Origin of the sequence: Acidocella sp. (assembly GCF_013044125.1) — a bacterium.
In the GTDB taxonomy this organism is placed as follows: domain Bacteria; phylum Pseudomonadota; class Alphaproteobacteria; order Acetobacterales; family Acetobacteraceae; genus Acidocella.
The window spans coordinates 1-24,462 of the sequence record NZ_JABEVC010000082.1 but is presented as its reverse complement, the minus strand read 5'-3'; the positions used below and the strand labels follow the sequence as shown (position 1 = coordinate 24,462).

At 58.1% G+C, this 24,462-nt stretch carries 32 protein-coding genes and 1 tRNA gene; 23 read left to right on the top strand and 10 right to left on the bottom strand.

The window, feature by feature from the left end:
- Positions 1 to 94: 94 nt before the first annotated feature.
- Entirely contained in the window at positions 95 to 1,075 is a 981-nt protein-coding gene (locus tag HKL97_RS05060; RefSeq protein WP_291423074.1) for a malate dehydrogenase, read from the bottom strand.
- 73 nt (positions 1,076 to 1,148) lie between these two features.
- Positions 1,149 to 2,021 carry a diacylglycerol kinase family protein gene (locus HKL97_RS05055; protein WP_291423072.1) on the bottom strand — a complete coding sequence of 291 codons (873 nt, stop codon included), beginning with the start codon at positions 2,019 to 2,021 and terminating at the stop codon, positions 1,149 to 1,151.
- Between the two features lie 168 nt (positions 2,022 to 2,189).
- On the opposite strand from HKL97_RS05055, the gene HKL97_RS05050 reads away from it, so the two are divergent.
- Both HKL97_RS05050 and HKL97_RS05045 read left to right on the top strand, forming a co-directional pair.
- Positions 2,190 to 3,098 (top strand): UDP-2,3-diacylglucosamine diphosphatase, encoded by a 909-nt coding sequence (locus HKL97_RS05050; RefSeq protein WP_291423070.1) that lies wholly within the window; start codon positions 2,190 to 2,192, stop codon positions 3,096 to 3,098.
- A gap of 73 nt (positions 3,099 to 3,171) precedes the next feature.
- On the top strand, positions 3,172 to 4,167 hold the full coding sequence (locus tag HKL97_RS05045; protein WP_291423069.1) for a glycosyltransferase family 1 protein: 996 nt from the start codon (positions 3,172 to 3,174) through the stop codon (positions 4,165 to 4,167).
- On the opposite strand, the gene HKL97_RS05040 is transcribed toward HKL97_RS05045, so the two are convergent.
- Genes HKL97_RS05040 through HKL97_RS05030 form a run of 3 tightly spaced genes read right to left on the bottom strand, consistent with a single transcriptional unit; the run spans position 4,154 to position 5,954 of the window.
- Positions 4,154 to 5,272 (bottom strand): 5-(carboxyamino)imidazole ribonucleotide synthase, encoded by a 1,119-nt coding sequence (locus tag HKL97_RS05040; protein WP_291423067.1) that lies wholly within the window; start codon positions 5,270 to 5,272, stop codon positions 4,154 to 4,156. The genes HKL97_RS05045 and HKL97_RS05040 overlap by 14 nt on opposite strands.
- Positions 5,269 to 5,754 carry a 5-(carboxyamino)imidazole ribonucleotide mutase gene (gene purE / locus HKL97_RS05035; protein ID WP_291423065.1) on the bottom strand — a complete coding sequence of 162 codons (486 nt, stop codon included), beginning with the start codon at positions 5,752 to 5,754 and terminating at the stop codon, positions 5,269 to 5,271. Before purE ends, HKL97_RS05040 begins: the two co-directional genes overlap by 4 nt.
- The gene (locus HKL97_RS05030) at positions 5,751 to 5,954 is read right to left on the bottom strand and encodes a YdcH family protein (RefSeq protein ID WP_284259634.1); all 204 of its coding nucleotides are present in this window, start codon (positions 5,952 to 5,954) and stop codon (positions 5,751 to 5,753) included. Before HKL97_RS05030 ends, purE begins: the two co-directional genes overlap by 4 nt.
- A gap of 158 nt (positions 5,955 to 6,112) precedes the next feature.
- Here HKL97_RS05030 and HKL97_RS05025 point away from each other — a divergent pair, with 158 nt between their 5' ends.
- Positions 6,113 to 6,280, top strand: coding sequence for a YdcH family protein (locus HKL97_RS05025; protein ID WP_291423060.1), 168 nt, complete (start codon positions 6,113 to 6,115; stop codon positions 6,278 to 6,280).
- A 62-nt stretch (positions 6,281 to 6,342) separates the two neighbouring features.
- Here the strand turns inward: HKL97_RS05025 and HKL97_RS05020 are convergent, their stop codons facing one another.
- Positions 6,343 to 6,918, bottom strand: a complete 576-nt coding sequence (locus tag HKL97_RS05020) for a DUF1013 domain-containing protein (RefSeq protein ID WP_291423058.1) — start codon at positions 6,916 to 6,918, stop codon at positions 6,343 to 6,345.
- 126 nt (positions 6,919 to 7,044) lie between these two features.
- Here HKL97_RS05020 and HKL97_RS05015 point away from each other — a divergent pair, with 126 nt between their 5' ends.
- The 6 genes from HKL97_RS05015 to HKL97_RS04990 all read left to right on the top strand — a co-directional run bounded on the left by HKL97_RS05015 (position 7,045) and on the right by HKL97_RS04990 (position 11,167).
- Positions 7,045 to 7,245: a DUF1192 domain-containing protein gene (locus HKL97_RS05015; RefSeq protein ID WP_291423056.1), complete on the top strand. Its 201-nt coding sequence runs from the start codon at positions 7,045 to 7,047 to the stop codon at positions 7,243 to 7,245.
- A 68-nt stretch (positions 7,246 to 7,313) separates the two neighbouring features.
- The gene (locus tag HKL97_RS05010; protein ID WP_291423054.1) at positions 7,314 to 8,120 is read left to right on the top strand and encodes a transglutaminase family protein; all 807 of its coding nucleotides are present in this window, start codon (positions 7,314 to 7,316) and stop codon (positions 8,118 to 8,120) included.
- Positions 8,121 to 8,150: 30 nt separating this feature from the next.
- Positions 8,151 to 9,578, top strand: a complete 1,428-nt coding sequence (locus tag HKL97_RS05005; RefSeq protein ID WP_291423052.1) for a lactate utilization protein B — start codon at positions 8,151 to 8,153, stop codon at positions 9,576 to 9,578.
- Positions 9,575 to 10,243, top strand: a complete 669-nt coding sequence (locus HKL97_RS05000) for an LUD domain-containing protein (RefSeq protein ID WP_291423050.1) — start codon at positions 9,575 to 9,577, stop codon at positions 10,241 to 10,243. Before HKL97_RS05005 ends, HKL97_RS05000 begins: the two co-directional genes overlap by 4 nt.
- Complete coding sequence (locus tag HKL97_RS04995) at positions 10,230 to 10,742, top strand: Smr/MutS family protein (protein WP_291423049.1); 513 nt, start codon at positions 10,230 to 10,232, stop codon at positions 10,740 to 10,742. The genes HKL97_RS05000 and HKL97_RS04995 overlap by 14 nt, the downstream gene beginning before the upstream one ends.
- A complete protein-coding gene (locus HKL97_RS04990; protein WP_291423048.1) occupies positions 10,739 to 11,167 on the top strand; it encodes a helix-turn-helix domain-containing protein in 429 nt (142 codons plus the stop codon). The genes HKL97_RS04995 and HKL97_RS04990 overlap by 4 nt, the downstream gene beginning before the upstream one ends.
- Here the strand turns inward: HKL97_RS04990 and HKL97_RS04985 are convergent.
- A complete protein-coding gene (locus HKL97_RS04985) occupies positions 11,097 to 11,693 on the bottom strand; it encodes a nucleoside triphosphate pyrophosphatase (protein WP_291423047.1) in 597 nt (198 codons plus the stop codon). The two genes, HKL97_RS04990 and HKL97_RS04985, sit on opposite strands and share 71 nt — an antisense overlap.
- A 120-nt stretch (positions 11,694 to 11,813) precedes the next feature.
- Here HKL97_RS04985 and HKL97_RS04980 point away from each other — a divergent pair.
- The 6 genes from HKL97_RS04980 to HKL97_RS04960 all read left to right on the top strand — a co-directional run bounded on the left by HKL97_RS04980 (position 11,814) and on the right by HKL97_RS04960 (position 15,542).
- Positions 11,814 to 11,888 (top strand) — tRNA-Met (locus HKL97_RS04980).
- Positions 11,889 to 12,210: 322 nt separating this feature from the next.
- Complete coding sequence (locus tag HKL97_RS04975; RefSeq protein WP_291423046.1) at positions 12,211 to 13,515, top strand: tyrosine-type recombinase/integrase; 1,305 nt, start codon at positions 12,211 to 12,213, stop codon at positions 13,513 to 13,515.
- Between the two features lie 136 nt (positions 13,516 to 13,651).
- Entirely contained in the window at positions 13,652 to 13,915 is a 264-nt protein-coding gene (locus tag HKL97_RS13650; RefSeq protein ID WP_363238394.1) for an AlpA family phage regulatory protein, read from the top strand.
- Between the two features lie 87 nt (positions 13,916 to 14,002).
- Positions 14,003 to 14,386, top strand: a complete 384-nt coding sequence (locus tag HKL97_RS04970) for a hypothetical protein (protein ID WP_291423045.1) — start codon at positions 14,003 to 14,005, stop codon at positions 14,384 to 14,386.
- 56 nt (positions 14,387 to 14,442) lie between these two features.
- Entirely contained in the window at positions 14,443 to 14,985 is a 543-nt protein-coding gene (locus HKL97_RS04965) for a hypothetical protein (protein WP_291423044.1), read from the top strand.
- A gap of 104 nt (positions 14,986 to 15,089) precedes the next feature.
- Positions 15,090 to 15,542, top strand: a complete 453-nt coding sequence (locus HKL97_RS04960; protein WP_291423043.1) for a hypothetical protein — start codon at positions 15,090 to 15,092, stop codon at positions 15,540 to 15,542.
- An 87-nt stretch (positions 15,543 to 15,629) separates the two neighbouring features.
- Here HKL97_RS04960 and HKL97_RS04955 read toward each other — a convergent pair whose 3' ends face one another.
- A complete protein-coding gene (locus HKL97_RS04955; RefSeq protein ID WP_291423042.1) occupies positions 15,630 to 16,034 on the bottom strand; it encodes a DUF2237 family protein in 405 nt (134 codons plus the stop codon).
- A 93-nt stretch (positions 16,035 to 16,127) separates the two neighbouring features.
- Here HKL97_RS04955 and HKL97_RS04950 point away from each other — a divergent pair, with 93 nt between their 5' ends.
- From HKL97_RS04950 to HKL97_RS04935, 4 genes are all read left to right on the top strand, one after another.
- Positions 16,128 to 16,325, top strand: a complete 198-nt coding sequence (locus HKL97_RS04950; RefSeq protein ID WP_291423041.1) for a hypothetical protein — start codon at positions 16,128 to 16,130, stop codon at positions 16,323 to 16,325.
- Positions 16,326 to 16,613: 288 nt separating this feature from the next.
- Positions 16,614 to 17,114, top strand: coding sequence for a hypothetical protein (locus HKL97_RS04945; RefSeq protein WP_291423040.1), 501 nt, complete (start codon positions 16,614 to 16,616; stop codon positions 17,112 to 17,114).
- 3 nt (positions 17,115 to 17,117) lie between these two features.
- Positions 17,118 to 18,836 (top strand): zinc ribbon domain-containing protein, encoded by a 1,719-nt coding sequence (locus HKL97_RS04940; RefSeq protein ID WP_291423039.1) that lies wholly within the window; start codon positions 17,118 to 17,120, stop codon positions 18,834 to 18,836.
- Positions 18,836 to 19,660 (top strand): hypothetical protein, encoded by an 825-nt coding sequence (locus HKL97_RS04935; protein WP_291423038.1) that lies wholly within the window; start codon positions 18,836 to 18,838, stop codon positions 19,658 to 19,660. The genes HKL97_RS04940 and HKL97_RS04935 overlap by 1 nt, the downstream gene beginning before the upstream one ends.
- Before the next feature lie 347 nt (positions 19,661 to 20,007).
- On the opposite strand, the gene HKL97_RS04930 is transcribed toward HKL97_RS04935, so the two are convergent.
- On the bottom strand, positions 20,008 to 20,625 hold the full coding sequence (locus HKL97_RS04930; RefSeq protein WP_291423037.1) for a DUF938 domain-containing protein: 618 nt from the start codon (positions 20,623 to 20,625) through the stop codon (positions 20,008 to 20,010).
- 225 nt (positions 20,626 to 20,850) lie between these two features.
- Here HKL97_RS04930 and HKL97_RS04925 point away from each other — a divergent pair, with 225 nt between their 5' ends.
- Together HKL97_RS04925 and HKL97_RS04920 are read left to right on the top strand one after the other, a co-directional pair.
- Positions 20,851 to 21,708: a hypothetical protein gene (locus HKL97_RS04925; RefSeq protein ID WP_291423036.1), complete on the top strand. Its 858-nt coding sequence runs from the start codon at positions 20,851 to 20,853 to the stop codon at positions 21,706 to 21,708.
- A 1-nt stretch (position 21,709) separates the two neighbouring features.
- A complete protein-coding gene (locus tag HKL97_RS04920; RefSeq protein WP_291423035.1) occupies positions 21,710 to 22,915 on the top strand; it encodes a hypothetical protein in 1,206 nt (401 codons plus the stop codon).
- Between the two features lie 30 nt (positions 22,916 to 22,945).
- On the opposite strand, the gene HKL97_RS04915 is transcribed toward HKL97_RS04920, so the two are convergent.
- Positions 22,946 to 23,089, bottom strand: coding sequence for a hypothetical protein (locus HKL97_RS04915; RefSeq protein WP_291423034.1), 144 nt, complete (start codon positions 23,087 to 23,089; stop codon positions 22,946 to 22,948).
- 472 nt (positions 23,090 to 23,561) lie between these two features.
- Here HKL97_RS04915 and HKL97_RS04910 point away from each other — a divergent pair, with 472 nt between their 5' ends.
- Together HKL97_RS04910 and HKL97_RS04905 are read left to right on the top strand one after the other, a co-directional pair.
- Positions 23,562 to 23,840, top strand: a complete 279-nt coding sequence (locus tag HKL97_RS04910) for a hypothetical protein (protein ID WP_291423033.1) — start codon at positions 23,562 to 23,564, stop codon at positions 23,838 to 23,840.
- Between the two features lie 318 nt (positions 23,841 to 24,158).
- Positions 24,159 to 24,462 (top strand): hypothetical protein (locus HKL97_RS04905; RefSeq protein ID WP_291423032.1); only part of this gene is annotated, 304 nt, incomplete at its 3' end.

Here is a 24,462-nt window from a genome sequence, read left to right as displayed (position 1 = left end):
TCATTGAAAATGCCGTGTCCCACTAGCGTCATATTTAGCGCGCGCCGCCCACCAACCCGCGCGCAGTACCCTGCGTCATGAATGACGCAGGGTACTAGCCGAGCAGCGCGGCAACCGCCTCACGTTCTTCCAGCAGCTCGTTCAGCGTGTGCTGAATACGGCCCTTGGAGAACTCATCGACCGGCAGGCCTTCAACCCGCTTGTACGCGCCACCCTCGCAGATAACAGGCACGCCGAACATCACATCCTCAGGCACGCCGTAGGAGCCATCGGAGGGGATGCCCATGGAAACCCATTTGCCATTGGTGCCCAGCACCCAGTCGCGCACATGATCAATCGCGGCATTGGCGGCGGAAGCGGCTGAAGACAAGCCGCGCGCCTCGATAATGGCGGCGCCACGCTTGCCGACAGCGCTGAGGTAGGTCTCACGATACCAGGTCTCATCGTTGATCTTGGCCGGGAGCGACTCGCCCCCCACCGCGGCAAAACGGTAATCGGCATACATGGTGGGCGAATGATTGCCCCACACCGCGACCTTCTCGATATCCGCAACCGCAACCCCGGCCTTTTCCGCCAGCATCGAGACCGCACGGTTATGGTCGAGCCGCAGCATCGCGGTGAACGCGCTCTTGGGCAGGTCCGGCGCGGACTTCATGGCGATATAAGCATTAGTATTGGCTGGATTGCCCACAACCAGCACTTTAACCGAGCGCTTGGCGACATCGTTGAGCGCCTTGCCCTGCACCTTGAAGATCTCGGCATTGGCGGCCAGCAGGTCGCGGCGCTCCATGCCGGGGCCGCGCGGGCGCGAACCGATGAGAATGGCGATATCGACATCCTTGAACGCCACATTCGGGTCATCGCTCGGCACCACGCCGGCCAGCAGCGGGAAGGCGCAATCCTTCAGTTCCATGATCACACCGTTCAGCGCCTTCTGCGCCACCGGCAGGTCGAGCAGATGCAGGATAACCGGCTGGTCCTTGCCAAGCAGATCGCCATTGGCGATGCGGAACAGGATAGCATAACCAATCTGACCGGCAGCACCGGTAACGGCAACGCGAACGGGGGTTTTCATATCTTTGTCTCCGTGAATTTGCGTCCCCCCCTTATCCCTTCGCCGGAGCGGCCTCAACCCCTGCGCCGCAACCCTACCCCACGATCAACGCAATCGGGCAACTGGCATCCACAATACAGGCCGGCGTGCCCTCCAGGGCATCCCCGTCGGATTGCGCCATAATCACGCCGTTCTCCGGCAAAAAATCAATATGGCTACCCGCGATCACCCGCACCCCCGGGCAGCGCGGCAACAACCCCAGCGGCAGCGCGGCGCCTGTGAGCAGGGCCGCCAGTGTTCCCGGCGTCTCGAACAGCGCCACCTGAAAACCCGGCGCCGTGGAGGCGGCATTGGGCGCCAGCATATAGGGCCCGCCATAGAGCCGCCCCTTGGTCACCACCACGCTGGCCGCCTCATAATCCCGGCCATCAACGCTCAGCCGCAACTTCGGGAAGCCGTACGCCACCGACTCCCAAAGCGACTGCCAAACATACGCCCCCCGGCCAATGGCGCGTTTGAGCAGCGGCGGCAGCCCGCGCACGACCGCGCCATCAAACCCCAGCCCGAGCATCTGCACAAACACATGCTCGTGCCCCAAAATCCTGGCCACCCCCGGCCAGAGCAGCCGGGTGCGCCGGTAGGCCAGCGCGTTGGCAATCGCGCGCGGGCTGGTGGACAGGCCATACTCCTTGGCCAGCACATTCGCCGTGCCCAGCGGGATCACCCCCAGCGCCGTATTGCTGCCCAGCAGCCCGTTCGCCACCTCCGCGATGGTGCCATCGCCTCCCGCCGCCACAACCATGGCACGCCCCTCGCACGCCGCCGCGCGCGCCAGCTCGGTTGCGTGCCCGGCATGGCGGGTCTCAGCCACCTCCACCATAACCCCGTTTTCAACCAGCAGATCCAGCACATGCCACAACGCCGCCGCCCGCCTGCGGCCCGCTACCGGATTAAAAATAACCAACATCACAAAATCCCCGGCAGACCAGAGTAAACTCCCCTTCTGCCGCGCTCATGTGTCACTGGAATGACCATGCCATGACATAATCATGATACCTTGTTTTCAAAAACTTCCAGCCTGAGTCATGGAAACTTCACTGTTTGCGGCACGCGCTCCCGGCCTATTGCCTGAGTCATGAACGCAACAGCGCCCGCCCGCCATGTGAATACGACTTCGTATCGCAGTGTTTTCATCTCCGACACGCATCTCGGCACGCGCGGCTGCCGCGCCGAATTCCTCGCCGATTTCCTCAAATCGGTAACATGCGACAATCTTTTTCTCGTTGGTGACATTATCGACGGCTGGCGCCTGCGCCGCTCCTGGTTCTGGGACCACCACCACGACGAAGTTCTGCGCCTCATCCTGCGCGCGGCCCGCGGCGGCACGAATATCATCTACATCCCCGGCAATCATGACGAGATGATGCGTAAATACATCCCCCTCGGCGTGGAGGTCTGCGGCGTAAAAATGCAGATGGAGGCCGAGCACACCACCGCTGACGGCAAACGCCTCCTCATCACCCATGGCGACGCCTTCGACTCCGTGGTCCGCCACGCCAAAATCCTCGCTTTGCTGGGTGACTGGGCCTACACAGTGGCGCTTGGCGTCAACCGCTATTTCAATAACATCCGTGTAAAACTCGGCTATCCTTACTGGTCGCTCTCCGCCTGGCTCAAGCTGCAGGTAAAGGAAGCTGTCAAAGCGATTGATCGTTTCGAGGGCGCACTCGCTGATGATGCCCGCGGCCGCGGGTTCGACGGCGTGGTCTGCGGCCACATCCACCACGCTGAAATGCGCATGGTCAACGGCATCATGTACCTTAACGACGGCGACTGGGTGGAAAGCTGCACCGCCCTGGTGGAACACCCCGACGGCAGGCTCGAACTCGTGGACTGGGTGGCCCGCAACAAGCTCTCGTTGCTCAGCAGCGCCAGCACCAAGGCCAGCGCCTCAAAATCCGCTGTCCTGGAAAACTTCGCGGCGGAAATCGCCTCCCTGCCGCGCACGTCCGAATCCACGCGCGCCCTGTCTGCCGGAGCCTAAGCCGCTGCTCGCGTTTCCTGGTCTGCGCCGCATCCTCATCGTATCCGACGCATGGGAGCCGCAGGTTAACGGCGTGGTCCGCACCTTGCGCATGATCGCGCAGGAAATGCGCGCCATGGGCAATATCGTCGAAATCATCGGGCCGGATCAATTCTTCTCCGTGCCGATGCCATCCTACCCGGAAATCCGCCTCGCTGTTTTTCCACGCCGCCGGCTGGAGAATCTGATCGACAATTTCGCCCCCGACGCGCTGCACATCGCCACCGAGGGCCCGCTCGGCATAGCCGCCCGCACCTACGCACGGCGCCGCAAAATCGCCTTCACCACCGCCTTTCATACACGCTTTGCCGAATACCTGCATGCACGCATAAAAATACCGCTGCGCCTCACCTATGCCTGGCTGCGCTGGTTCCATGGCGCAAGCTCCGGCGTCATGGTCGCCACGCAATCGCTGCGCAACGAACTCACCGCCCGTGGCTTTCGCGATGTCCGCCTCTGGTCACGCGGTGTTGACCTTGAAGCATTCCAGCCCGAACCAAAAGAAAACTGGAATCTTCCGCGCCCGATTTTCGCCTATGTCGGCCGCGTCGCGATAGAAAAAAACCTGCCCGCCTTTCTGGACCTTGAGCTTCCCGGCACCAAACTCATCGTCGGTGACGGTCCGCAACGCAAAGCCCTGGAGCGTGATTATCCCAACGCGCATTTCGCCGGCGCGCGCCATGGCGCAGGCCTCGCCGCCGCTTATGCCGGGGCGGATGTCTTCGTCTTTCCCTCCAAAACCGACACCTTCGGCCTGGTGATTCTCGAAGCCCTCGCCTGCGGCCTGCCCGTCGCCGCCTACCCGGTCACCGGCCCCATGGACATTCTGGGCGAAGCCGCCATCCCCGTCGGCGCGCTGAACGAGGATTTACAAAAAGCCGCGCTAGACGCCCTGGCAATAGACCGCGCGGCCTGCCGCCCGCATGCCCAGACCTACTCATGGACCGCCTGCACGCAACGCTTCATGGATAATCTGGTCCCCGCGCGGGCGTTTGCACAAGCCCACCCAGCCCCCCTCATTCCAAGCTGATCGCATCCTCGATCCCAAAGGCACCCGGCAACCCGCCCTTGGGAAACAACCGGGTAAAATGCCCCATTTTCCTGCCCGGCCGCGCTTCGGTCTTGCCGTAATGGTGCGCAATCAGCCCCGGCGCCGCCAAAATCTCCGGCCACAGCGCCATATCCTCCGGCCCCACCAGATTCTTCATCACCGCATCGGAATGGCGCACCGCCGGCGGCAGCGGCAGCCCCGCCACTGCGCGAACATGCATCTCAAACTGGCTGCACCCGCAGGCATCAATCGTCCAATGCCCGGAATTATGCGGCCGCGGCGCGATCTCATTCACCAGCAGCCCGCCGGTTGAGGTCACGAACATCTCCACGCCCAGCAACCCGGCCAGTTCCAGCCTCTCCGCCACCCTGCGCGCAATCGCCCCCGCTTCTTCCAGCAGGTCCAACGGCAGCGGCGCCGGCGCATAGGTCAGGTCCAGAATATGCTGCTTGTGCTTATTCTCCACCGCGTCAAACGCCACGATCGCGCCATCAACCCCGCGCGCCACCATCACTGAAATTTCCGCGGCAAAATCCACAAATCCCTCCAGCACCAGCGGCTTCGGTGCCAGCGTGGCAAATGCCCCCGCCATGTCCTCGGGCGCGCGCAGCATCGCCTGCCCCTTGCCGTCATAGCCCAGCCGCGTCGTCTTCAGCACCGCGGGCAACCCCAGTTCAGCCACCGCCGCCGCCAGCTCCGCCTCGTCATGCACTGCCACCCAGGGCGCCGTCGCAATCCCGGCATCGTTCAAAAACCGCTTCTCCAGCAGCCGGTCCTGGCTCACCGCCAAAACCCCCGGGCCCGGCCGCACCGGCCTCAGGCTCGCCAGTAGCGCCAAACTCTCCGCCGGAATATTCTCGAACTCAAACGTCACCACATCCACAGCCTCGGCGAACCGCCGCAACGCCGCCTGGTCGGTATAATCCGCCACGGTGTTATAAGCCGCCACCTGCGCCGCCGGCCCAAACACCTCGGGCGAGAATATATGCGTCAGATACCCCAGCCGCGCCGCCGCCATGGCGGACATCCGCCCAAGCTGCCCGCCGCCAATAATCCCAATCACCGCCCCCGGAGCCAGCCTCATTCGAACGGGGACTCCGGCACGCCAGCCGTTTGCTCCGCCCGCAACGCCGCCACCCGCGCGCTTAATTCCGGGTCGGAGAGCGCCAATATCGACGCCGCCAGCAACCCGGCGTTAATCGCTCCCGGCTTGCCGATCGCGAGCGTCCCCACCGGGATTCCCCCCGGCATCTGCACGATGCTCAGCAGCGCATCCTGCCCCTGCAACGCGGTGGCCGCCACCGGCACCCCCAGCACGGGCAAAATGGTCATCGAAGCCGCCATGCCCGGCAAATGCGCGGCCCCGCCGGCACCCGCGATAATCACCTTCAGCCCCCGCGCCTGCGCGCTGGTGGCATAATCATACAGCCGCTTGGGCGTGCGGTGCGCCGATACCACCCTGGCTTCATAAGCCACCCCCAGCCGCTCCAGCATCTCGGCCGCATGCTGCATCACGGGCCAGTCGGACTTGCTGCCCATGATAATCCCCACCAAAGCCTGGCTCATGCCGTGCGGTCCGGAATCAACCGGCTCTCCAGCCGCGAAATTTCATCCTTCAACCCCAGCTTGCGCTTCTTCAGCCGCTGCACCTGCAACTGGTCGAGCGGCCCCTGCTCGGTGACACGGGCGATCACGGTATCCAAATCCCGGTGCTCACTGCGCAGGGCATGCAACCGGCGGAGCAGATTGTCTTTGTCTGTCAACATGGCGCGAGCAATAGAGGGATTTTCGCAAACCGGAAACCGGAAAATTTAGCCAAAATTTTAGATGACAATCCCGTGGCAACGGGATTAGCCTGATATTCCCGGCGTTCACCCGGATGGGCAGCTCCGGCTATGCTATGGCAACCTATTTTGGAGGCACTATGAACCTGCAATCGCATCTCGACGCCTTGAAGGGGCGGCACGCCAATCTGGAAAACAAGATTGCCGCGGAAGACAGCCGCCCAAGCCCGGACAATTCGGTTCTGGCCCGCATGAAAGTCGAGAAATTGCGGCTAAAGGAACAAATCGAGCGCCTAAAAACGCAATAAACCCCAAAATCGCATAAAACATAAGGCGGCCATTGTGCCGCCTTATGTTTGTCAGGCCTGCCTCAGGCCGCTTCGGTTGAGGGCGCCGGCGGCGGCGGCGGAGTCTGGCCCTCACGGGTCAGGCGCTCATTGGCTGCCGCCACGGCATCATTCAGGTCAGACTGCTTGCACAGCCCCAGAATCACCGGGTCACGCGGCTTGATATTGCTGCTGTTCCAATGCGAGCGCTCCCGGATCTTGTGGATGGTATCCTTGGTCGTGCCCAGCAGCTTGATAATCTGTGCATCGGTCAGATGCGGATAGTTGCGGAGCAGGTATGCAATCGCATCCGGGCGGTCGTTGCGCTTGGCCACGGGGGTATAGCGCCCGCCCTTGCCCTTTTTGGGGTGCGGGTCCGCCGCCGCCAGCAATTTGAGCCGCAGCGCCGGGTTTTTCTCGCACCGCGCGATATCCTCGGCCGTCACCTGCTTGTTGGCCACCGGATCGTAGCCATTGATTCCTTGCGCCACCTCGCCGTCGGCAATCGCCTGGATCTCCAGCGGGTGCATGCCGCAAAAATCGGCAATCTGCTCGAAGGTCAGCGCCGTCTTGTCAATCAACCAAACTGCGGTAGCTTTGGGCATCAGGGGTAGGGACATGATTCAAATACCTTTTAACGCCGCAGGCCGGCTGGCCTGGAACGGACACAACTGTTCTCTTGCTGTTCGCAAGTTAACCTTGCGCGGGGTATGGAACCCACGCTACCCATCGGTCAAGATCGTTTTATGACAAATCCTGAAGAAGACCTCCCTCGCCCGTCAAAAAAACTTCTAGTTCCCCCGGTGCTGGATAAGCTCGGGGTGGATGAGCTGGAAGCCTATATCGGCGATCTGCACGCCGAGATCGCCCGCGTCAAAACGGCCATTGCCGCCAAACAGGCCCACCGCAACGCCGCCGAGGCTTTTTTCAAGCGCCCGCCCCCATAGCGGTATCCCCACCGCCGCTTTGCTGTAAGACAATCAGGCGGCCGACACGGCCGGAAGGGGCTAATCGTTTGAAAATCGCCGTCGGCTACGAACTCATCTATCAATTTCCGCAACCGACTCCGATGGTCCTGCTCCTGGGTGTCCACTACACCCGCGCGCCGGACATTCTGGTCCCCGACGTCATGACCATCACCCCCAGCGTGCCCCGCACCTCCTACCGGGACAGCTTCGGCAACTGGTGCACCCGGCTGGCCGCCCCCGCCGGGCGCGTGCGCATCGCCAGTGCCGGCACGGTGGCCGATTCCGGCCTGCCAGACCCCGTTTTCCCGCAGGCCGTGCAACACGCGGTACAGGATTTGCCGGACGAAACACTCCTGTTCCTGCTCGGCAGCCGCTATTGCGAGACCGACGAGCTGAGCGAAACCGCCTGGAAACTCTTCGGCGCCACCCCGCCCGGCTGGGCGCGCGTGCAGGCGGTGTGCGACTTCGTGCATCACCATATCAAGTTCGACTACATGAAGGCCCGCGCCACCCGCACCGCCCTGCAAGCCTATAACGAGGGCACCGGCGTCTGCCGCGACTACGCGCATCTGGCCCTCACCTTCTGCCGCTGCCTCAACATTCCCGCGCGCTACTGCACCGGCTACCTGAGCGACATCGGCGAGCCCCCGCCCTATTCCGCGGGCGATTTCGCCGGCTGGTTCGAAGCCTATCTGGGCGGCGCTTGGCACATGTTCGACCCGCGCAACAACAAGCCCCGCCTAGGCCGCGTGCTCATCGCCCACGGGCGCGACGCCACCGATGTCGCCATCTCCACCACCTTCGGCCCCAACACGCTGGAGAGCTTTACCATCTGGACCCACGAGGCAATCTGACTCAATATCGGCACCCAATGGAGAGTGTTGATGTTGCAAAGCCTCGCGGCCTTTAAGGAGAACGCCACAAGCGCAATCGGCAATGCCGGGCTGCAGCGCGCGCTGGCCCGCGCGAAGCCCCATTTCGCCAAAAAGCGCCAAGCCGCGATAGATCTCCTGCCCGAGTTCGAGGCGCTGCGTGAAGCCGCCAAAAACATCAAGGACCACACCATCGCCCATCTGGATTTCTATCTGGAAATCTACGCGGCGGCGGTGGAAGCCTCAGGCGGCACCGTCCACTGGTGCTCAACCGCGCAGGACGCCCGCGCCGCGGTCCTGAAAATCTGCCAAACGGCGGGAGTCAGAACCGTGACCAAGGGCAAATCCATGGTCACCGAGGAAATCGCCCTCAACCCCTTCCTTGAAGCCAACGGCATCACCCCGGTCGAGACCGACCTCGGCGAATACATCCTGCAACTGCGCGGCGAGACCCCAAGCCACATCATCGCCCCCGCCTTCCACCTCAACCGCGAGGATTGGGAGGAAAGTTTCCGCAAATCCCATGCGGACCTCCCGGCGGATCGTGTTTTCCGGGAGCGCCGGGACCTCCTCACCGAGGCGCGTGGCAAATTGCGTGAAAAATTCCTCACCGCCGATGCCGGCATCACCGGCGCCAACTTCCTCATCGCCGAGAGCGGCACCAGCGTCATCGTCACCAACGAGGGCAACGGAGACCTCACCCAAACCCTGCCGCGCGTGCATATCGTGGTCACCAGCATCGAAAAAGTGGTCCCCACCATTGAGGACACGCTAACCCTGCTGCGCGTCCTCGCCCGCTCCGCCACGGGGCAGGAGATGTCGGTCTACACCACCTTCTCCACCGGCCCCCGCCGCGCCGCTGACACCGATGGCCCGCAGGAATACCATGCCGTCCTGCTCGATAACGGCCGTTCCGCCATGGCCGGCACCGAATTTCAGGACATGCTGCGCTGCATCCGCTGCGCCGCCTGCATGAACCATTGCCCGGTCTACGGCGCCATCGGCGGCCACGCCTACGGCTCCATCTACCCCGGCCCCATGGGCGCGGTGCTCACCCCCATGCTCTCCGGCATCGAGACCGCCGGAAACCTGCCGAATGCCAGCACTTTCTGCGGCAAATGCGAGAGTGTCTGCCCAGTCAAAATCCCCCTGCCCAACCTCATGCGCCACTGGCGTGAGCGTGAATTCGAGCGCCATCTCTCCCCGCCCGCCCAGCGCTACGGCCTGGCCATCTGGGCCTGGTTCGCCAAACGTCCCGCACTCTACCGCGCAGCCACCCGCGCCGCCGCCCTTGGCCTTAGCCTCATGGGGCACAAACAAGGCCGCTTCACCTGGCTCCCCTTCGCCAGCGCCTGGACCAAAACCCGCGACTTCCCCGCCCCCGAGGGCGACACCTTCTTCGCGCAATACGCCGCTCGCCAAAAGGCACGCAACCAATGAGCCGTACCGCCATCCTTTCAGCCATCCGGCGCGGCCTCAAGCGCGGCCCGCTGCCCGCAGACCAGCAGGCCATGCTCACCAGCCGCCTCAAAACCCACCCGCGCGGCCTCATCCCAGCGCGGGGCCAGCTGGACCTCCCCGGCCGCATCGCCCTGTTCACCAATCAGGCCGAACGCGAGTTCGCCACCGTGGCGCATCTCGCCGCCCCGGCGGAAATCCCCGCCGCCATCGCCGCCTATCTGGCCCGGCTGCACCTGCCGCCCACCCTCACCATCTCGCCGCACCCGGCGCTGCGGGCCATCCCCTTCGCCGCCACCCCGGCCCTGCAAATCCGCTCCGGCACCGCCCTACCCGCCGAGTCCACCTGCCTCACCCTCGCCTTCGCCGGCATCGCCGAAACCGGCACCCTGCTCCTGCCCTCCGGCCCGCAAACGCCCACCACCAACAACATCCTGCCTGATAATTCTCTCGTCCTACTCCCCGCCGCACGCATCACCGCAAGCTATGAGGACGCCTTCGACCTCCTGCGCGCCGAAGCCTCCCTCCCCCGCAACGTCATGCTCATCACCGGCCCCTCGCGCTCTGCCGACATCGAGCAAACCCTGGAACTGGGCGCCCACGGCCCGCGCCGCCTGCATATCCTGATCCTCGATGGCCAGGGCTAAAGCACTCTCCGCGGCGGATATGAAGCTCTGGGCGGCCTACAGCCAGACGCTCTCACGCCTGATGCCCGGCAAAACCCGCCTGCCCGTGGAGCCCGAACCCTTAGCCCAAACCGCCCCCGCACCAGACCCGGCACCGCTCAAACCGCGCGCCCCAGCCGGCCACGCCCCCTATATCAGCCTGGACACCACCCCCACCGGCCTCGACAAATCCACCTGGAAAAAATTCGCTACCGGCAAAATCCGCGCCGTTCAGCGGCTGGACCTGCACGGCCACACCGCCGCGCGCGCGCATCACGCGGTCATTCATTTCATCGAGCGCTCCTATTCCAGCCAGCTCCGCTGCATCGAGATCATCACCGGCAAAGGCGAGATCCTCTCGCGCGAGCTGCCGTACTGGCTCAACGCCCCCTCGCTGCGCCCGCTCATCCTGGCCATCGCCCACCCGCACGCCGCCAACACCGGCTCGGTGCGCATCCTGCTCCGCCGCCTGCGCGCATGACCCCCTTTGGTGAAAAACTTCGATGCCTGCGCACCGAACGCGGCATCCTGCAACGCGACATGGCCACCGCCCTGGAAGTCTCCCCCGCCTACCTCTCAGCACTTGAACACGGCCGCCGCGGCGCCCCCGGCTCCGGGCTGATCCACCAGATATGCTCCTACCTCGGCCTCATCTGGGACGACGCCGACGAGCTGAAAGCCCTGGCCAAACTCTCCCGGCCCCGCTTGAAACTCCATACCGCCGGGCTGACACCCGAACAAACCGCGCTCGGCAACCGCATCGCCCGCGCCTTACGCGACCTGGACCCGCAAACCGTCACCGCCATGCACAAACTCCTGGACGCCGCCCAGGAATCTACGCCCGAATCGCCCCCGCCGCGCGCAAAAATCCGAGCAAAGGCAGCAGGTTCAACCCCAGAATCGTGAAAAAATCCCCCTCGATGGCCGAAAACAGCTGCGCCCCCAGCCCTTCCAAGCGGTACACACCCACGCAACCCAGCACATCCTCACCCTCGGCCTGCAAATACGCCGCAATAAATTCATCCGAGAGCGCCCGCATGCTCAGCCGCGCCCGCGCCACGTCGGACCATACCATCCGCTCACCCTCATACACGCAAACCGCCGTCACCAGCGTATGCGCCCGCCCGCGCAGGCGCCGCAGTTGCGCCACCGCCTGGGCCATGCCGCCGGGCTTGTCAAAAACCTCTCCCTCGCACTCCAGCACTTGGTCTGCCCCGATCACCAGCGCACCCGGCTCATCCGCCGCCACCCGGGCGGCCTTGGCGGCGGCCAGGGTCAGCGCCAGCGCCGGCACCTCGCCCGCAAACCTCCGCTTCAGGGCCGACTCGTCCACATCAGGCCGCACCACCCGGCAAACCAGCCCGGCCTGGCGCAACATCGCCTGCCTCGCCGGCGAGCCGCTCGCCAGAATCAGCCGCATCCGCGTCTCCATCACCATTTCTCCGGCATCGCCGCCCCTCCAAGAAGGCAAGCGGGCAACTGCAAAATTCAGCTCTGTTTTATCCGCATTGACTTCTCCGCGCCATCGCATTACCCCGCTGCTGCACTGCATGGCGGCGTAGCTCAGCGGTAGAGCAGGGGAATCATAATCCCTTGGTCGGAGGTTCAAATCCTTCCGCCGCTACCAGCAGAACCCTAGCAAAAATTGAAATTGTCAACATTATATCAATGGCTTAGCCCCTCACAATCCGGGGGTGCCATTTGGCTTAGTGAGCTCTAACGAGCTCCAACGAGCGCGGATGTCGCGGCTTTTTTGACCCCCAGATGACCCCCAGAGATTTGACTGACCCCCAGGAAGGCGCTGAATCACGAAAAGCGTGACTTTCAGCTTTTCGGTGTGGAATAGAATTGCAATGACCAGCCAATCATGCGTTGCCCGACCGCCTCCCGCTCCTCTTCGTATTAGTATGGGGGATGCCCCTGCAGGCGATCCCAAGCCTCAGAGGGTCGTGAAGACCACGCCAAAAGTGAAGGCGGCAGACCGCACCAAACTGACAGACTCGGCAATCTCGTCCGCCATCAAAATCTACGGTGGCGGCGGTGCCCGCGCTGAGCTGGTTGACCCTTCGACAAAGGGGCTGCGGATCCGTCCCCTGAAGGACGGCAAGGCGGTCTGGTCAGTCCAGCTCCGCGATCAGTCCGGCGAGCTGGTCAGGTACAATTTGGGTGAGTATCCGACGATTGGTATTGCAGCGGCCAGGCGCCTCGCTGAGACCACCAGATACAAAGTCCGGGAACAAGGTGAGGACCCGAACCAAGCCCGTCAGGACAAGCGTGAGGCAGCCAAGAACCCCCCTGCCCCGGCGGTCACGCTGAGAGGGGTCATTAACGATCACTATGGCAAGACCGATATTGCGAAGGCCAAGGATGGCTGGGAGAGCTATGAGAAGCGCATCAAACTCGTTTTTGGCACTCTATACGACCGGCCGGCCTCAGAAGTGACCAGAGTCGATCTCCAACTCGCCGCTGATAATTGGAAGTCCGGTGGCACCGCCAGCGCAGCAGTCCGGTATATCCGGCCAGTCCTGAAATGGGCCGGCAAACGAAATCTTGTGGCCATGGACACGGCCATACTGGATCAGCCGCGGCCGGTGGCCAAGGGTGAACGGTTTCTGTCTGACGATGAGCTGGCCAAGCTGCTGCCCGTCCTGAAGACCTTCAAGAGCCGTAAGAAGCCCAGCATGCACGCCGCCGCCCTCCGCTTTATCCTTCTGACTGCCACACGCCTTGATGAGACCTGTGGCGCCAAATGGGGCGAGATCAGCGATGATGGAAGTGAATGGACCATTCCGACGCGGAAGCAAGTTAAAGAGCTGGCGCAGGAAAAGGGCGTTAAACGTAAGCTCAAGAGCAAAACTGAACATGTCATTCCTCTATCTATTGAAGCCCAGGCGCTGCTGGCAGAAATCCGTCCAGCGAATCCAAAACCCGACGACCTAATTTTCGCCAATCGTAAAGGTAATCCGGTTGATCAGTGGGACCGTGTGGCAAAGCAAATTCAAACAAAGGCTGGGGTGTACAATTGGACGCGGCATGATCTTCGTCGAACTGCGGCAACAATCATGGGCAGAAGGGGCGTCGCGCCCTTTGTGGTCGAGGCTGCACTGAATCATAAAGACATCCACTCCGGCCTGGCCGGCATTTATAACAAAGCTCGATACACTCAGGAAGTTGGCGGCGCATTCCAGATTTTGGCGGACTGGCTTGATCATATCGTCCAGCAGAAAGAAGCGGCTGACGAAAGGGGGGCGTAATTTAAGGTCTGCTTTTTGAACAAAAATTTGCAAAAATTTTGTTAGATAAAATATCGGAAACACCATGTACTTGACGCGCAGATCGAAAACACGAAAAAAATTGACTTCAAGGATTCGGGGCGATTAACGCTGGATTATGTCCAGCAAATCCCATCAACTCACACCACAGCTCACACAGACCGATGAAGCAATCCGTATCATGCGGATGCCCGAAGTTCTCGTCATGACGGGACTCAGATCGAGACGCTATATATATACGCTTGTGAAAAATGGCGAACTTCCGCGCCCAGTCAAGCTGCGGAAAGGCGGGCGGGCATCTGGTTGGCCAGCGGCAGCGGTACATGAATTTGTGAGACGAATGGAGATTGATCCACTGGCTCCGCCGGTGAAGCTGAGATGATGAATGGTTTCTGGTATGCCGATAAACCAGATACGGTCAGACTACCGTAATACTAAACAAGGATAATCTATAGTGGGATTGAACAAAATGAATATCGATGAAGAATGGGCAGAGATTTCAGATTTCGACGCTTGGGATACTGAGCAGGCGATGGTTCAGCATGTCCTTGAGATCAAGCATGGGGCTATTTTCTCATTCCGCGCTGAATGCCGGCAAGATGTATCCGAATTCGAACGTCGATGCCATATCGCCGGATTGCAGCCATTGTTGACAATTCATAAAGTCGAGAATTATCCCGACGTTCATATTGAAATGCGGACCGTGGCGTCAATCGAAAAGCTCAAGACCATTATGCGACGGGTAATCGACAGCCATGTGATGATTGAAACGCTCCGGGAATGCCCGCTGGCTGAGAATTCTCTGGAGCGTGAATATGAGTGTGACAATGATGGCGCGGCACGCCGGGCGTGAATTAGCGTGCGAACAACCAATACGCCAAAACATTAACAACTTTAGGAATCACTATTATGGCAAATATCATTTGGAAGACCTGTCTCGTCCGAGCAGATGAACTCTCGCAAACCGTGCGTCTCGAAAAGGAAAGCGCAACTCGATTGCAGCGTCGCGTTCTTGATTTGACGAGAAAGTACTGGATACCCGAGTATATTGAACATTTGATATACTCCACGAGACCAGACATCATTATTGTCGACAGTTATGTGGATATCCAGATCGTCCGAAGTGTTTGCACTGACTTGCTTCCAGAGAAGGAATGCCAAGTAGATATCATTGCGGTATTTCGCCAAACAGCGTCTGGAAGGCAGGGCTTTGAACGATCCCGTATGGAGCCCGAGCAAGTGACGGAACTGGTTCGTAACTCCGGCATGACCATCGCCGGCATTATTAGACAATTCAACGCAGAATTGTCTTCGAAGACACCAGAACGCGATATTCCAAATATTGGAATTCGTCCCAGTACACTGAGTTCGTGGCTACGCTACGGCAATCCGCAGCAACGAATGGTCGACTTCCTGAATAAGGTCTGCGAACAAAATGCTTCCGCTAAATAGTTTCCAATCTTTGTTCCTTATTGTATGGGCTATGCCCGTCAACATTTCGCACGAAATGTTTGGCCAACACTCAAATAGCGAATCCAATAAAGGAATGCCGAATCATGGCGAAAGCCGCACCGAAGAAGTCCACCAAGCCTGCAGCCAAAACGACCAAGCCAGGCCGTAAACCTGCCGCGCAGAAAACGACCAAGGCTGTCAAAGCCGCAGCTCCAGTAAAGAAACCAGCCGCGGTCAAGGCGCCGGTGGTCAGCAAAGATGAGCTACGGGCTCAGTTGGAAAAGGCGCAAAATACGATCGTCACATTGCGTACAAAGAGCCGTGAAGCCGTAAAGGCCGCCAAGGTATCGGCGGCTCAGATTGCCGAATTGGCGGCAACGGTGGCGCAGCTGGAGAAGAAGCTGGGCGGCCAGGCAAAGCCCGCCAAACCGGAAGTGCCCGCTGCTGCAAAGCCCGTGAAGCAGCGTGGCCGTAAGACTGCCGCAAAGGGCGATGTCGTGCCGGATGAATCTGATGATCTTGCGCCGGCAGCTGACGAAACCGCCGGCGAGGAATAAATCTATCTGAATGATATTGGCCGGTGTCGCTTAACTGATTATGCGGCGCCGGCCATAACGGCATAACTGTGACGCACTCGCTACCTCTTAGGCCAAATCTACCGCGAACTTATTCAGGTCGTCCAGTCTGCACCACTGCAATGCACCCATCTCGGTGGCTCGGAGAAAAACCCGTGGCGCCGCCCCTGCCAGAAAAGCCTCATGCCATCGTGGTGCACACAGACACCAACGGTCACCTGCCTTCAGTCCGACAAACCCGTATTCGGGCCGAGGTGTACTGAGATCATTTCCCTGCGCCTTGCTGATGGCCAGGAACGCCTCCGTCATTTCAACGCAAACCGTATGGCTGCCGGCATCCTCCGGCCCTGTGGCACAGCATCCATCGCGGTAGAATCCGGTGATAGGGTCATACGAACAGGGCTCCAGCATGGTCCCCAGCACGTTTAACGAGCTCTGCCGCCTCCCACCGCCGCCACTGACATCCAAAGGCATTCAATTTCTCCTTGAGCCGAATATCCCACCACCACTACAATCGCCGCCAGCTTTATGGTTCACTGAGACAGGACCAATGGGAGCCCCTTTGGCATGAGCCTCGAACCTGACGAACGCCGCACCAAGCCAAACGCTGTCAAGACATCACGGAAAACGCGCCAGGTCCACAGCCGTCCGCTCCTCAGCCTGATTCGCGGCGGAATACATCGAGAAGACGGATCTGGAGTCTTGATCCTGGTAATGGTGTTGGCCGCGCTGGCCCTGATCGGCAGGCTGTTAAAGGTGATTTAGCGTCCGTGGTGGCCGCCAGCCAATTGTGCCCTCTACTGCTGGTTTGCGCTCAACCTGGTCGTAGAAGCACTCGCGCGCCGTTCCTGAAACCCGCCATTCAAGTCGAACAAAAGTAAATGGCGTGCCTTGACGCTCCCGGGATATTACTGCCGTTCCCGGCGCATCCCTTAAGCGTCGGCTTCTGGCAGGACAGGGGCCGTTCGCGGCGTCGTTTGTACTGCGCCCTTAAGCGCGTAAAGCTGGTCGTATCCGGCTGGCAGGCGCCCGCCTTAGGTTCAGAGGGGAGACATGTCATTGACGAGGGTTGATTTCGGGGTTCTCGCATCGACCGTAGTCGCGGCGGCCGGCGCGATCGCCGCATTGAAGTTCGACAAAACCATCGGCGTCACCATCACCGCCGTCGGCGCGTTCGCAGGGAGCCTAATCAGCTACCTCAAGGCAAGGCGCGTAGAGAAACACGCCCTCGAACTCGCGCACATCCCCGCGACCGCGACAATTGAGACCAATGCCAAGACCGTGCTGGTACAAACCGTCACCAATGAGCGCGCGAAATGGCGCAGCGAAATCCGTGAAGCGGCCGCTGAGCTCATATCATTGCTTCGTGCCTCAAGCGCCCAAACGATCGAATACGAGCAACAGCGTGGGCTCGATAACCGAAATACGACTGAACCCCAATATTCTTCGAGACTTGGATGTCACTTGATAGACAAATATGTCCGATTCCAAAATTTGACACGCATAGACTTAATTGACAGTTTCGGCAGCGCGGATGGAGGTAAAAGGGGGTAAGGAGTGGGAAGGTTAGAAGAAAATGCCGAGGCGGACCTGCCGCTGGAGGCCAATTTTGTTGAACAAGCCGAATATATAGAGGAAGCAGCGTTTACCACCCTGAGCGCTGAATTGCCCGATGAAGACAGCATCGTGCGGCGACTTTCGGTCGGCGGAGCAAAGCTTTTGGTAGGTCCGAGAGGCTGCGGCAAGACTACACTCATGTTGAAGGCATTCTATCAACTGCTTAGAGATGTCGATTCGAACACGCTGCCTGTCTACGTGAATTTCAAGATTTCACTAAAACTTGAGCCCCTTTATGTAAATACTCCGAATGCCACATTTTGGTTCCGGCTCTGGCTCAATTTGAAGATCTACGAAGGCTTGTATGAAGCTATAGCTCTGTCTCACCGCTACCGGCTCCCGGAGGGTCTGCCACCAAAGACAGAGATCACCGCGATGCTTAGCGCTATAGAAGCCGGTCACGTTGATGCTGCTAAGGCGGGCGATTTGTACAATATGGCGAGTCTCTCCCAGAGTGTGTCCCTCATTCTTTCGGAAAATAATCTTATTAGATGTGTCCTTCTTCTTGACGACGCAGCTCACGCGTTCTCACCACGCCAGCAGGAAGATTTTTTTGAATTCTTCAGGCAAATTAAGAGCCGGGAAATTTCACCTAAAGCTGCAATTTATCCAGGTATCACGACACACTCCCCCACATTTCATGTGGGGCATGATGCAGAACAAATTGACGTATGGGCTAGACCAGATAGCAGCGCCTACTTGAATTTTATGCGATCCCTTGCTGTGAAGCGATTCAATGGAGATTTACCAAAAAGTCTGAAGGTTGCACCAGAAGCGTTAGACTTTCTCGCGTATGCCTCGTTTGGAATACCTCGTTCTTTTCTAAATATGTTGCGTACAATATATCACGAGGAAGCCGAGCCCGGATTTAAAGGGAACATAGATCGTCGAAAACTTCTGGAAGTTGCAAAACAGAGTCGAGAATTGTCTCATAGCGTTTATGACTCCCTCATTTATAAGCTTCCGGCTTATAAACATTTTGTCGAAACTGGTCATGGAATATATCAAAATATTCTTTCTACTTTAAAAGAATACAACCGAAGCCGCGATGAAAACAACCAAGCTCGTGAAATTGGCGTGAAGAGACCAATCACTCCAGAAATGGAAAAGGTATTTGGGTTTCTTCAATATGCTGGGCTGATGATGCCGACGGGAGCCAATAGCCGCGGCGTGAAGGGCGTGTTCGATTTGTATTTGGTACATTTCGGGGACCTGGTGACGGAAAATGCAATGATCGGCCGCCGGACGAAAAGCGTACCAGCATTTGTAAAAGCGTTTGCGGCGCAAACGCATCAAGCTTGGCCACGCATTTCACCTGACACGCTAGTCGCGTCAAACGAATCTTCGACGCCATTCAGCCTGATTTTGCCGCACTGTCAGGCATGTGGAGCTGAACGTGCGAGTGAAAACGCTCGTTTCTGTCAGAATTGCGGAGCCCAGCTTAAAACCGCTTCGTTATATGACGATTTAACGAAGCAGGATATTTCAGTCTTGGCGCTCAGCGGGAAAATAATCTCTCGCATTAAACAGCATTCAAAGATTAGGACGATCAAGGACATTTTAATGGACAGTGATCGTCAGAAGTTAAGAAGTATTCCGTTTATTGGCCCCATCCGTGCAGCTCGTATCAGCAACTATGCCGAGGAATTCGTAGCATAATGACGGATATTGCTGATTATGCAAACACACTGCCCCCTAGCTCGCGGCTAGGCTCTGTCGCAGACATGTTAAGCGAGGAGGACCTTCCTTCGCCGGTTGATATGTTCCGGCGATCCATTATACAAATCCTACAATATGGAACCGAGCCACGCCTTGAAGAGAATGGCTTCATCGGCCGTTTACTTGCTTTAGGCGTGGTTGCCGCTGCAGAAGCATATTTTCGAGCGGTGCTCTCGGCCTGCATAGAACTTTGCCCTGTCGCACAATCGGGAGCTGCTTCCAAGCAAATCAATTTAGGCGGCCTTCTTTGGCATGGGAAAGAAGGTTTTAGCCGGAGCGCTTTCGAGCACGCATCGTTTGCCTCTGGCGATGAACTAATCCGAGCGTGTAAAGATTACCTTTCCATTAAGCTCGAAGATTCCAAATTCAAGATATTGCTAAATGAATACGAGCGAGTATGTTTAATACGACATGGAATTGTTCACGCCGACGGGCTTTTGCCGGGGCGTAACGCTGTTCAGTTGGACGTACCCCGATACGCTAAGCCAGTTCGCATTGTCATCCGCTATGCACAATTGCAGGATATAGCGGCAGTGATAAATACTTTGGTTTTAACCCTTAACCGAGAACTCTTTGTTAAAATGTGCGAGCGCTGGGCTATCAATTGGAGAACACGAGCGGACTGGGATCCTGCCCTTGAACGCACCACCTTCAGGAGACTTTGGACAACGTTTCATTCAGCCGATGAGATTACCGCTTCAGGGCGAAGCAAGATCACAAATACGAAATGCATGGCAGAGGTGAAGGCACAATATGGCATATAAGTACGCTGTGCTTTTGACCCTAGCTAAACTCGTCTTTACATTGGAACAGTTGAACCTCTGTCAAGGAGTTTTACGATTGTCTGCGATCGTGTGAGGGCGAGATGTCGTTTGTATTTGTAGGGGTAAAGGGATTGACCCAGACTATAGGTAATGCCTGCTAATGATCGCCTGATGGCAGGCGGTCGAGGTGCTCGGTTGAACTGGTATTTGCAGGAATCCTGCCCATATAAGAGTGCCTGCTTTTCCCCGTCACCTACCGGAAGCAGATCGACAGCTTTCGGCCCACTCTGGCCGATATCGGACGGTTTGGCCGCGCCTTGGCACCGACTGGCGGAGAACACCCAAGCTCACTTCTTCCTCAAGACCAGAACGAGGTTGTTGGCCGGCATGGCTACACGTTCTGCCAAATCCAGGCCATGCCGAGCCGCAAGCGCCGTGACGTCATCCAGATGGCGAATGCCCCAGGCCGGGTTGCGATCCTTGAGGCTCTGATCAAATGCCAGGTTAGACGGCGCCGTCTCGACGTCAGGCTCCAGATAAGGGCCGTACAGCAAAAGCAGACCGCCTGTCGGAAGCAACTGGTTGGCACCCTTCATTAGCCCCTGGGTCGCAGTCCAGGGGGAAATATGGATCATATTGATATTGACGATCGCGTCAGCCCGCTTAACCGGCCAGCTATCCGGCTCAGCAGCATCCAGACGGAGCGGAGGCAACAGGTTCGGCAGGTCGGCATGATCCCGCCAGGCGGCTATGCTGGCCAATGCCTCGAGGTTCGGATCGGTAGGCTGCCATTGGAGGCCCGGCATGGCCGCGGCATTATAGATGGCGTGCTCTCCGGTACCCGCTGCAATTTCAAGGACCAGACCGGTCTCCGGAAGGCGCGGCTGCAAAACTGAAAGGATGGGTCCACGGTTGCGGGCCGTGGAAGGGGAGGTTCGGGCTCCAGGAGGGGGCAGATCAGACATGGCCGATAGTAACGTTCTGCGGCAACATTATCAAAGCCGGCCCATGGCAGGTTTATTGCCCGGCAGGGACGCAATTGTGAAATGAGTGGGTTATCCCGGCGTGTCCATCTCAGAGCAAAAGGCTGCATTTTTTTTGGTGAGACCGTCGCCGACTCCTTGCGGCACCAGATCTTCCTTGCTGTGAATCCCCCGTCCTCGGTACCATGCGCCTGGAGGCATGGTCCATTGAAGGTGATCGACGATACCCAGAAGGATCTGGAACGGCTAATAGCCGCCGATTTCGGTGTTTCACCGACCGGCGATTACCAAGCTGATTTCGTCAATTGGATCCATTTTCGGGCAAGGCGCGTGCCACGGCTGCCTCGGCGTGTATTCGTCTCCCATGAGGTGAAGCTTCACCAGATCAAATATCCAGCCATCGAGCAAATCCGCATGGTCCTGCAGGCTGGCGGCGATGTCGGCCCATGGTTGAGCGAGAAGACCCGGAAAGATAAAACCAATCATCGTGCTGACATGATGTTCAACGATTGGCAGGTTCTGCACTTTCACCTCGGCGGCTTTTTTCAGTCGTCGACGACAATCCGCCGGAGCGGCCCGCTGCTCTTTGTCCATATCACGGCCGAGGCTGCCACACTTCTTGATGTGCAACCACATGGCAGTTGGACCATGACGGCGCTGTTAGAAATTCTGCTTCGCACAAATCCGCCAGGTTTAGAACGATATGAAGGGCGGAAAGTAACACCTATGCGGTTGACCGATGATCAATACAGCAATCTGCGAAAAAAAGGGGCGAATACTTTCATTGAGATCGCGGGACGTGCATTCATGTCGCCTGGTATGGGATTGTTGGCATCGGGTCATGCTGCCCGACTATATTTATATCGGGATCATTTTTTTATAACACTTGAAACGATTCAGAAAAATATGGGTGGCGACCTGGTCGAAGCACATCTGCGATCTGCCATATATGCCCACCTTGGAGTACCAGTTCGTCTTGGTGCCTACTATGATGACCGCGGCATGGCTATCATTGACAAAAATCGGAATGGTTTGGTGCTTCATCAAATGAAGGCGTTGGAATAAGGTGAATTCCAAAACGGAGATCAACATCGTGTTCAGCGATTGGATATTGGAAATCCACCAGAAGATCGACGGCAGATCCATGGCCGCACAGTTTGGTGCCGACGAAAAGAATGTCCGTAATCTGCTGACCGGCAAAGTCAAGAATACACGGCAAGATCCCGTGAATCTGGCTGTTTCGTATTTCGAAGCATTACCTGAAGGCTTTTTGGATATACCTAAGCAGGTAGCCCGCGCCCTCGCCAGCGATCTGATACAAGCTGCCAAGGATTCAATTGGCCCATTGAACTCGTTCTTTCTGGCCCAAGACCGAGAAATGCTGACCTACCCCGAAACAATCAAATTAGCCACGTTGATTGACAAAATTTCTGATGACCTTTTCCGTCTATATAGACCTGACGATTTGACCGGCCTGAAGGATTACCTTTTATCATTAGATGAGCTGGATGATGATTATTGGCAGTGTCCATCAACAAATCGGGATATGCGTTTGGAATGGAGTAAGGCCGAAACCTGGGATGATATGCAATTGGTATTGGGACGCATAAGGTATAATATCATTCTCTCAGTCGTTGCCATCTGGGATATCGAGTATGTATCGGCGAGATTCGATCGGATTCAGCCAATCCCTTTGCTTTTGGCGTTGGCGCCTCAGGTAAAACCTGCACTGACCATAAAACCAACCAATTTGACTGGCGGCGCTGAAATAGAAATACCACATGGATACCGCGGCTTTCGGGATGTCGTAGATACACCGATGAGCCTATTTATTGACCTGCTGGCATGTTTAGTCCATCGAAGTAGTAAATGCGATTGGCCAGAACGGCTGCCAAAAGTCTCTCAGATGATGGAAATTTTTTCTGGGATCGAATACCAGAATTTGGTCAACATTCGTGCCGGCCTGGAGAATCTGACGATTTATAAAATTGACGAAATGCTAGTATCGTCCGATGTCGGCGTAGGCGATATATTCCCCTTGATTGCCGCGGCGCACATCTGGGAAAAATTCCTGGTACCGGAGACCGCCGGCGGTGAGCATAAGGTGCTTATTCCTGACGATGATTATCTTCGGTTCTGGAGCCGCCATCGCGAAAGACTGGCCAACCAAGGGCGCAATATAGAAGGTGGGCAGGAAGCATGGCCGGCGTACCTGGCCAGACGATCCGCCCGACAGGACCGCCTGGGAGGCGAACAGGAGAAGCTGTATTAGGTCAACCTCTCCTGTTGGTGGTGTGGTGGATCAATCCTTGCGGGGAGTTGGTCCGGCACCGGCATTCTTGGCGGCCGCGGATTGTGCACGGGCTTCGAAGCTGCCGGGCTTGGTCTGACCATTGCCTGCCTTGGCGCCGGCGCTCATGATCCGGGCCGCGGCGGCGGTGGTCATTGAGCTTTTTGCGGACCCTGACGAACGAGGTGATTTTGACATTTTAAACTCCATTCTGATGTTCCGTGGGGCGGGACAATCCCTCCCCCGGGGAACCCAAAGTGCGATTTCAGGCCGAAATTATCCATTCGAATTTCCGGAAAGATCATCGGCTTTTCCGCATTAATCTCGCGTCATCGCTGTCGCCAGATATGCCGTTTGCTGCATCAACTCGTCATCGGTGATGGTACCATCGGCCCATTTATCCATGAGCTGCTCCATATCCTGGCTGACAGCTTGTCACGCGATCCGGGTCGAAGCAAGGGAAAACCTGACTGCTTCCCGCCGCGTCGGTGGCGGCAATGGCTCCCTTTTAATCATCATTTCCGGCATTGCGCGCTCCAAACATGACCAGATTAATATAGCCTATTCTCCATCAATGGCACCATGAGGATTATGGCCCGGCCGCCGGTCCCATGCTAATCGGCTGGCCATGAAGGCAAGCGTCTATAAATTGACCCAGGGGGTTTTTCTGGCCGATCTTGCTGGCCAGCGGGTCATGCGAGGCACCGTCGAGGATCTAGCTGCTGCCCTCTTCCAGGCCGGCCTGACCGCCGATGACCTCCTGCTTGGAGACTGGCGCGAAGACGCCGAGCTCCTGACCGCGGTCGAACAGACTGAGCTACGCCAGGCCATGACGTCCGGTCAGGCCGCGGCCGGCCAAGCCTTCACGGCCCAAACCCCGGCCATCACAGCCGATCAGGCCGCCTGAATCCAACCCACGCCCGGTTTAGCGAAGGTCGTCAGCCAGCAAATAATGATTGACAAAAACAACATTTAAACATTTATACGACCCATGATCGGCCGCCTTAAAACGGCCTTGACGATTGGCAGGCATGCCCGTCGTGACAGCTGCAGGCTCAGCCCGGTAGAAGCCTGTAGCGATTGGTCATAACAAATGTCGCCGGGCTTAGGTTCTGAAGTACGTCTTAGCTGTGTCGGCTGGGGTGATGATAAGAACTGAAGCCATGGCAGACGCGCATTAAACAGCGTCATCATCTGAATTTCTCTGGATGATGAAGGTGGTGCTGTGTCTGACGATTCTGACGATCTGAGCTCGAAAACAAAGACTGTCGCCGATCCATGGGACGGTGCCGTTGATCACGCGCACGCCGCCGAAGCCGCGCTCGGCGGACAAGACGACTTGTTCGGCCCAGGTGGTGTAATCGACATTCAATCACCAGCGCGCATCGCCGAGATTATTGACAAAAATTCTCAGCCGACAATCGCGGAATTGCTTTCCGGTTCACCCTGGCGCGGCGGTAATTTCGATCTCGATATCGCCGAGTTTGCTAGATTGATTCTGCTCGATAAGGATCTGATCCATTCGGCGT

Coding starts and splice junctions, on each gene's coding strand:
- HKL97_RS05060 (WP_291423074.1), bottom strand. CDS start 1,075: ATGAAAACCCCCGTTCGCGTTGCCGTTACCGGTGCTGCCGGTCAGATT.
- HKL97_RS05055 (WP_291423072.1), bottom strand. CDS start 2,021: ATGTTGGTTATTTTTAATCCGGTAGCGGGCCGCAGGCGGGCGGCGGCG.
- HKL97_RS05050 (WP_291423070.1), top strand. CDS start 2,190: ATGAACGCAACAGCGCCCGCCCGCCATGTGAATACGACTTCGTATCGC.
- HKL97_RS05040 (WP_291423067.1), bottom strand. CDS start 5,272: ATGAGGCTGGCTCCGGGGGCGGTGATTGGGATTATTGGCGGCGGGCAG.
- purE (WP_291423065.1), bottom strand. CDS start 5,754: ATGAGCCAGGCTTTGGTGGGGATTATCATGGGCAGCAAGTCCGACTGG.
- HKL97_RS05030 (WP_284259634.1), bottom strand. CDS start 5,954: ATGTTGACAGACAAAGACAATCTGCTCCGCCGGTTGCATGCCCTGCGC.
- HKL97_RS05025 (WP_291423060.1), top strand. CDS start 6,113: ATGAACCTGCAATCGCATCTCGACGCCTTGAAGGGGCGGCACGCCAAT.
- HKL97_RS05020 (WP_291423058.1), bottom strand. CDS start 6,918: ATGTCCCTACCCCTGATGCCCAAAGCTACCGCAGTTTGGTTGATTGAC.
- HKL97_RS05015 (WP_291423056.1), top strand. CDS start 7,045: ATGACAAATCCTGAAGAAGACCTCCCTCGCCCGTCAAAAAAACTTCTA.
- HKL97_RS05005 (WP_291423052.1), top strand. CDS start 8,151: ATGTTGCAAAGCCTCGCGGCCTTTAAGGAGAACGCCACAAGCGCAATC.
- HKL97_RS05000 (WP_291423050.1), top strand. CDS start 9,575: ATGAGCCGTACCGCCATCCTTTCAGCCATCCGGCGCGGCCTCAAGCGC.
- HKL97_RS04995 (WP_291423049.1), top strand. CDS start 10,230: ATGGCCAGGGCTAAAGCACTCTCCGCGGCGGATATGAAGCTCTGGGCG.
- HKL97_RS04990 (WP_291423048.1), top strand. CDS start 10,739: ATGACCCCCTTTGGTGAAAAACTTCGATGCCTGCGCACCGAACGCGGC.
- HKL97_RS04985 (WP_291423047.1), bottom strand. CDS start 11,693: ATGGAGACGCGGATGCGGCTGATTCTGGCGAGCGGCTCGCCGGCGAGG.
- HKL97_RS13650 (WP_363238394.1), top strand. CDS start 13,652: ATGTCCAGCAAATCCCATCAACTCACACCACAGCTCACACAGACCGAT.
- HKL97_RS04970 (WP_291423045.1), top strand. CDS start 14,003: ATGAATATCGATGAAGAATGGGCAGAGATTTCAGATTTCGACGCTTGG.
- HKL97_RS04965 (WP_291423044.1), top strand. CDS start 14,443: ATGGCAAATATCATTTGGAAGACCTGTCTCGTCCGAGCAGATGAACTC.
- HKL97_RS04960 (WP_291423043.1), top strand. CDS start 15,090: ATGGCGAAAGCCGCACCGAAGAAGTCCACCAAGCCTGCAGCCAAAACG.
- HKL97_RS04955 (WP_291423042.1), bottom strand. CDS start 16,034: ATGCCTTTGGATGTCAGTGGCGGCGGTGGGAGGCGGCAGAGCTCGTTA.
- HKL97_RS04950 (WP_291423041.1), top strand. CDS start 16,128: ATGAGCCTCGAACCTGACGAACGCCGCACCAAGCCAAACGCTGTCAAG.
- HKL97_RS04945 (WP_291423040.1), top strand. CDS start 16,614: ATGTCATTGACGAGGGTTGATTTCGGGGTTCTCGCATCGACCGTAGTC.
- HKL97_RS04935 (WP_291423038.1), top strand. CDS start 18,836: ATGACGGATATTGCTGATTATGCAAACACACTGCCCCCTAGCTCGCGG.
- HKL97_RS04930 (WP_291423037.1), bottom strand. CDS start 20,625: ATGTCTGATCTGCCCCCTCCTGGAGCCCGAACCTCCCCTTCCACGGCC.
- HKL97_RS04915 (WP_291423034.1), bottom strand. CDS start 23,089: ATGACCACCGCCGCCGCGGCCCGGATCATGAGCGCCGGCGCCAAGGCA.
- HKL97_RS04910 (WP_291423033.1), top strand. CDS start 23,562: ATGAAGGCAAGCGTCTATAAATTGACCCAGGGGGTTTTTCTGGCCGAT.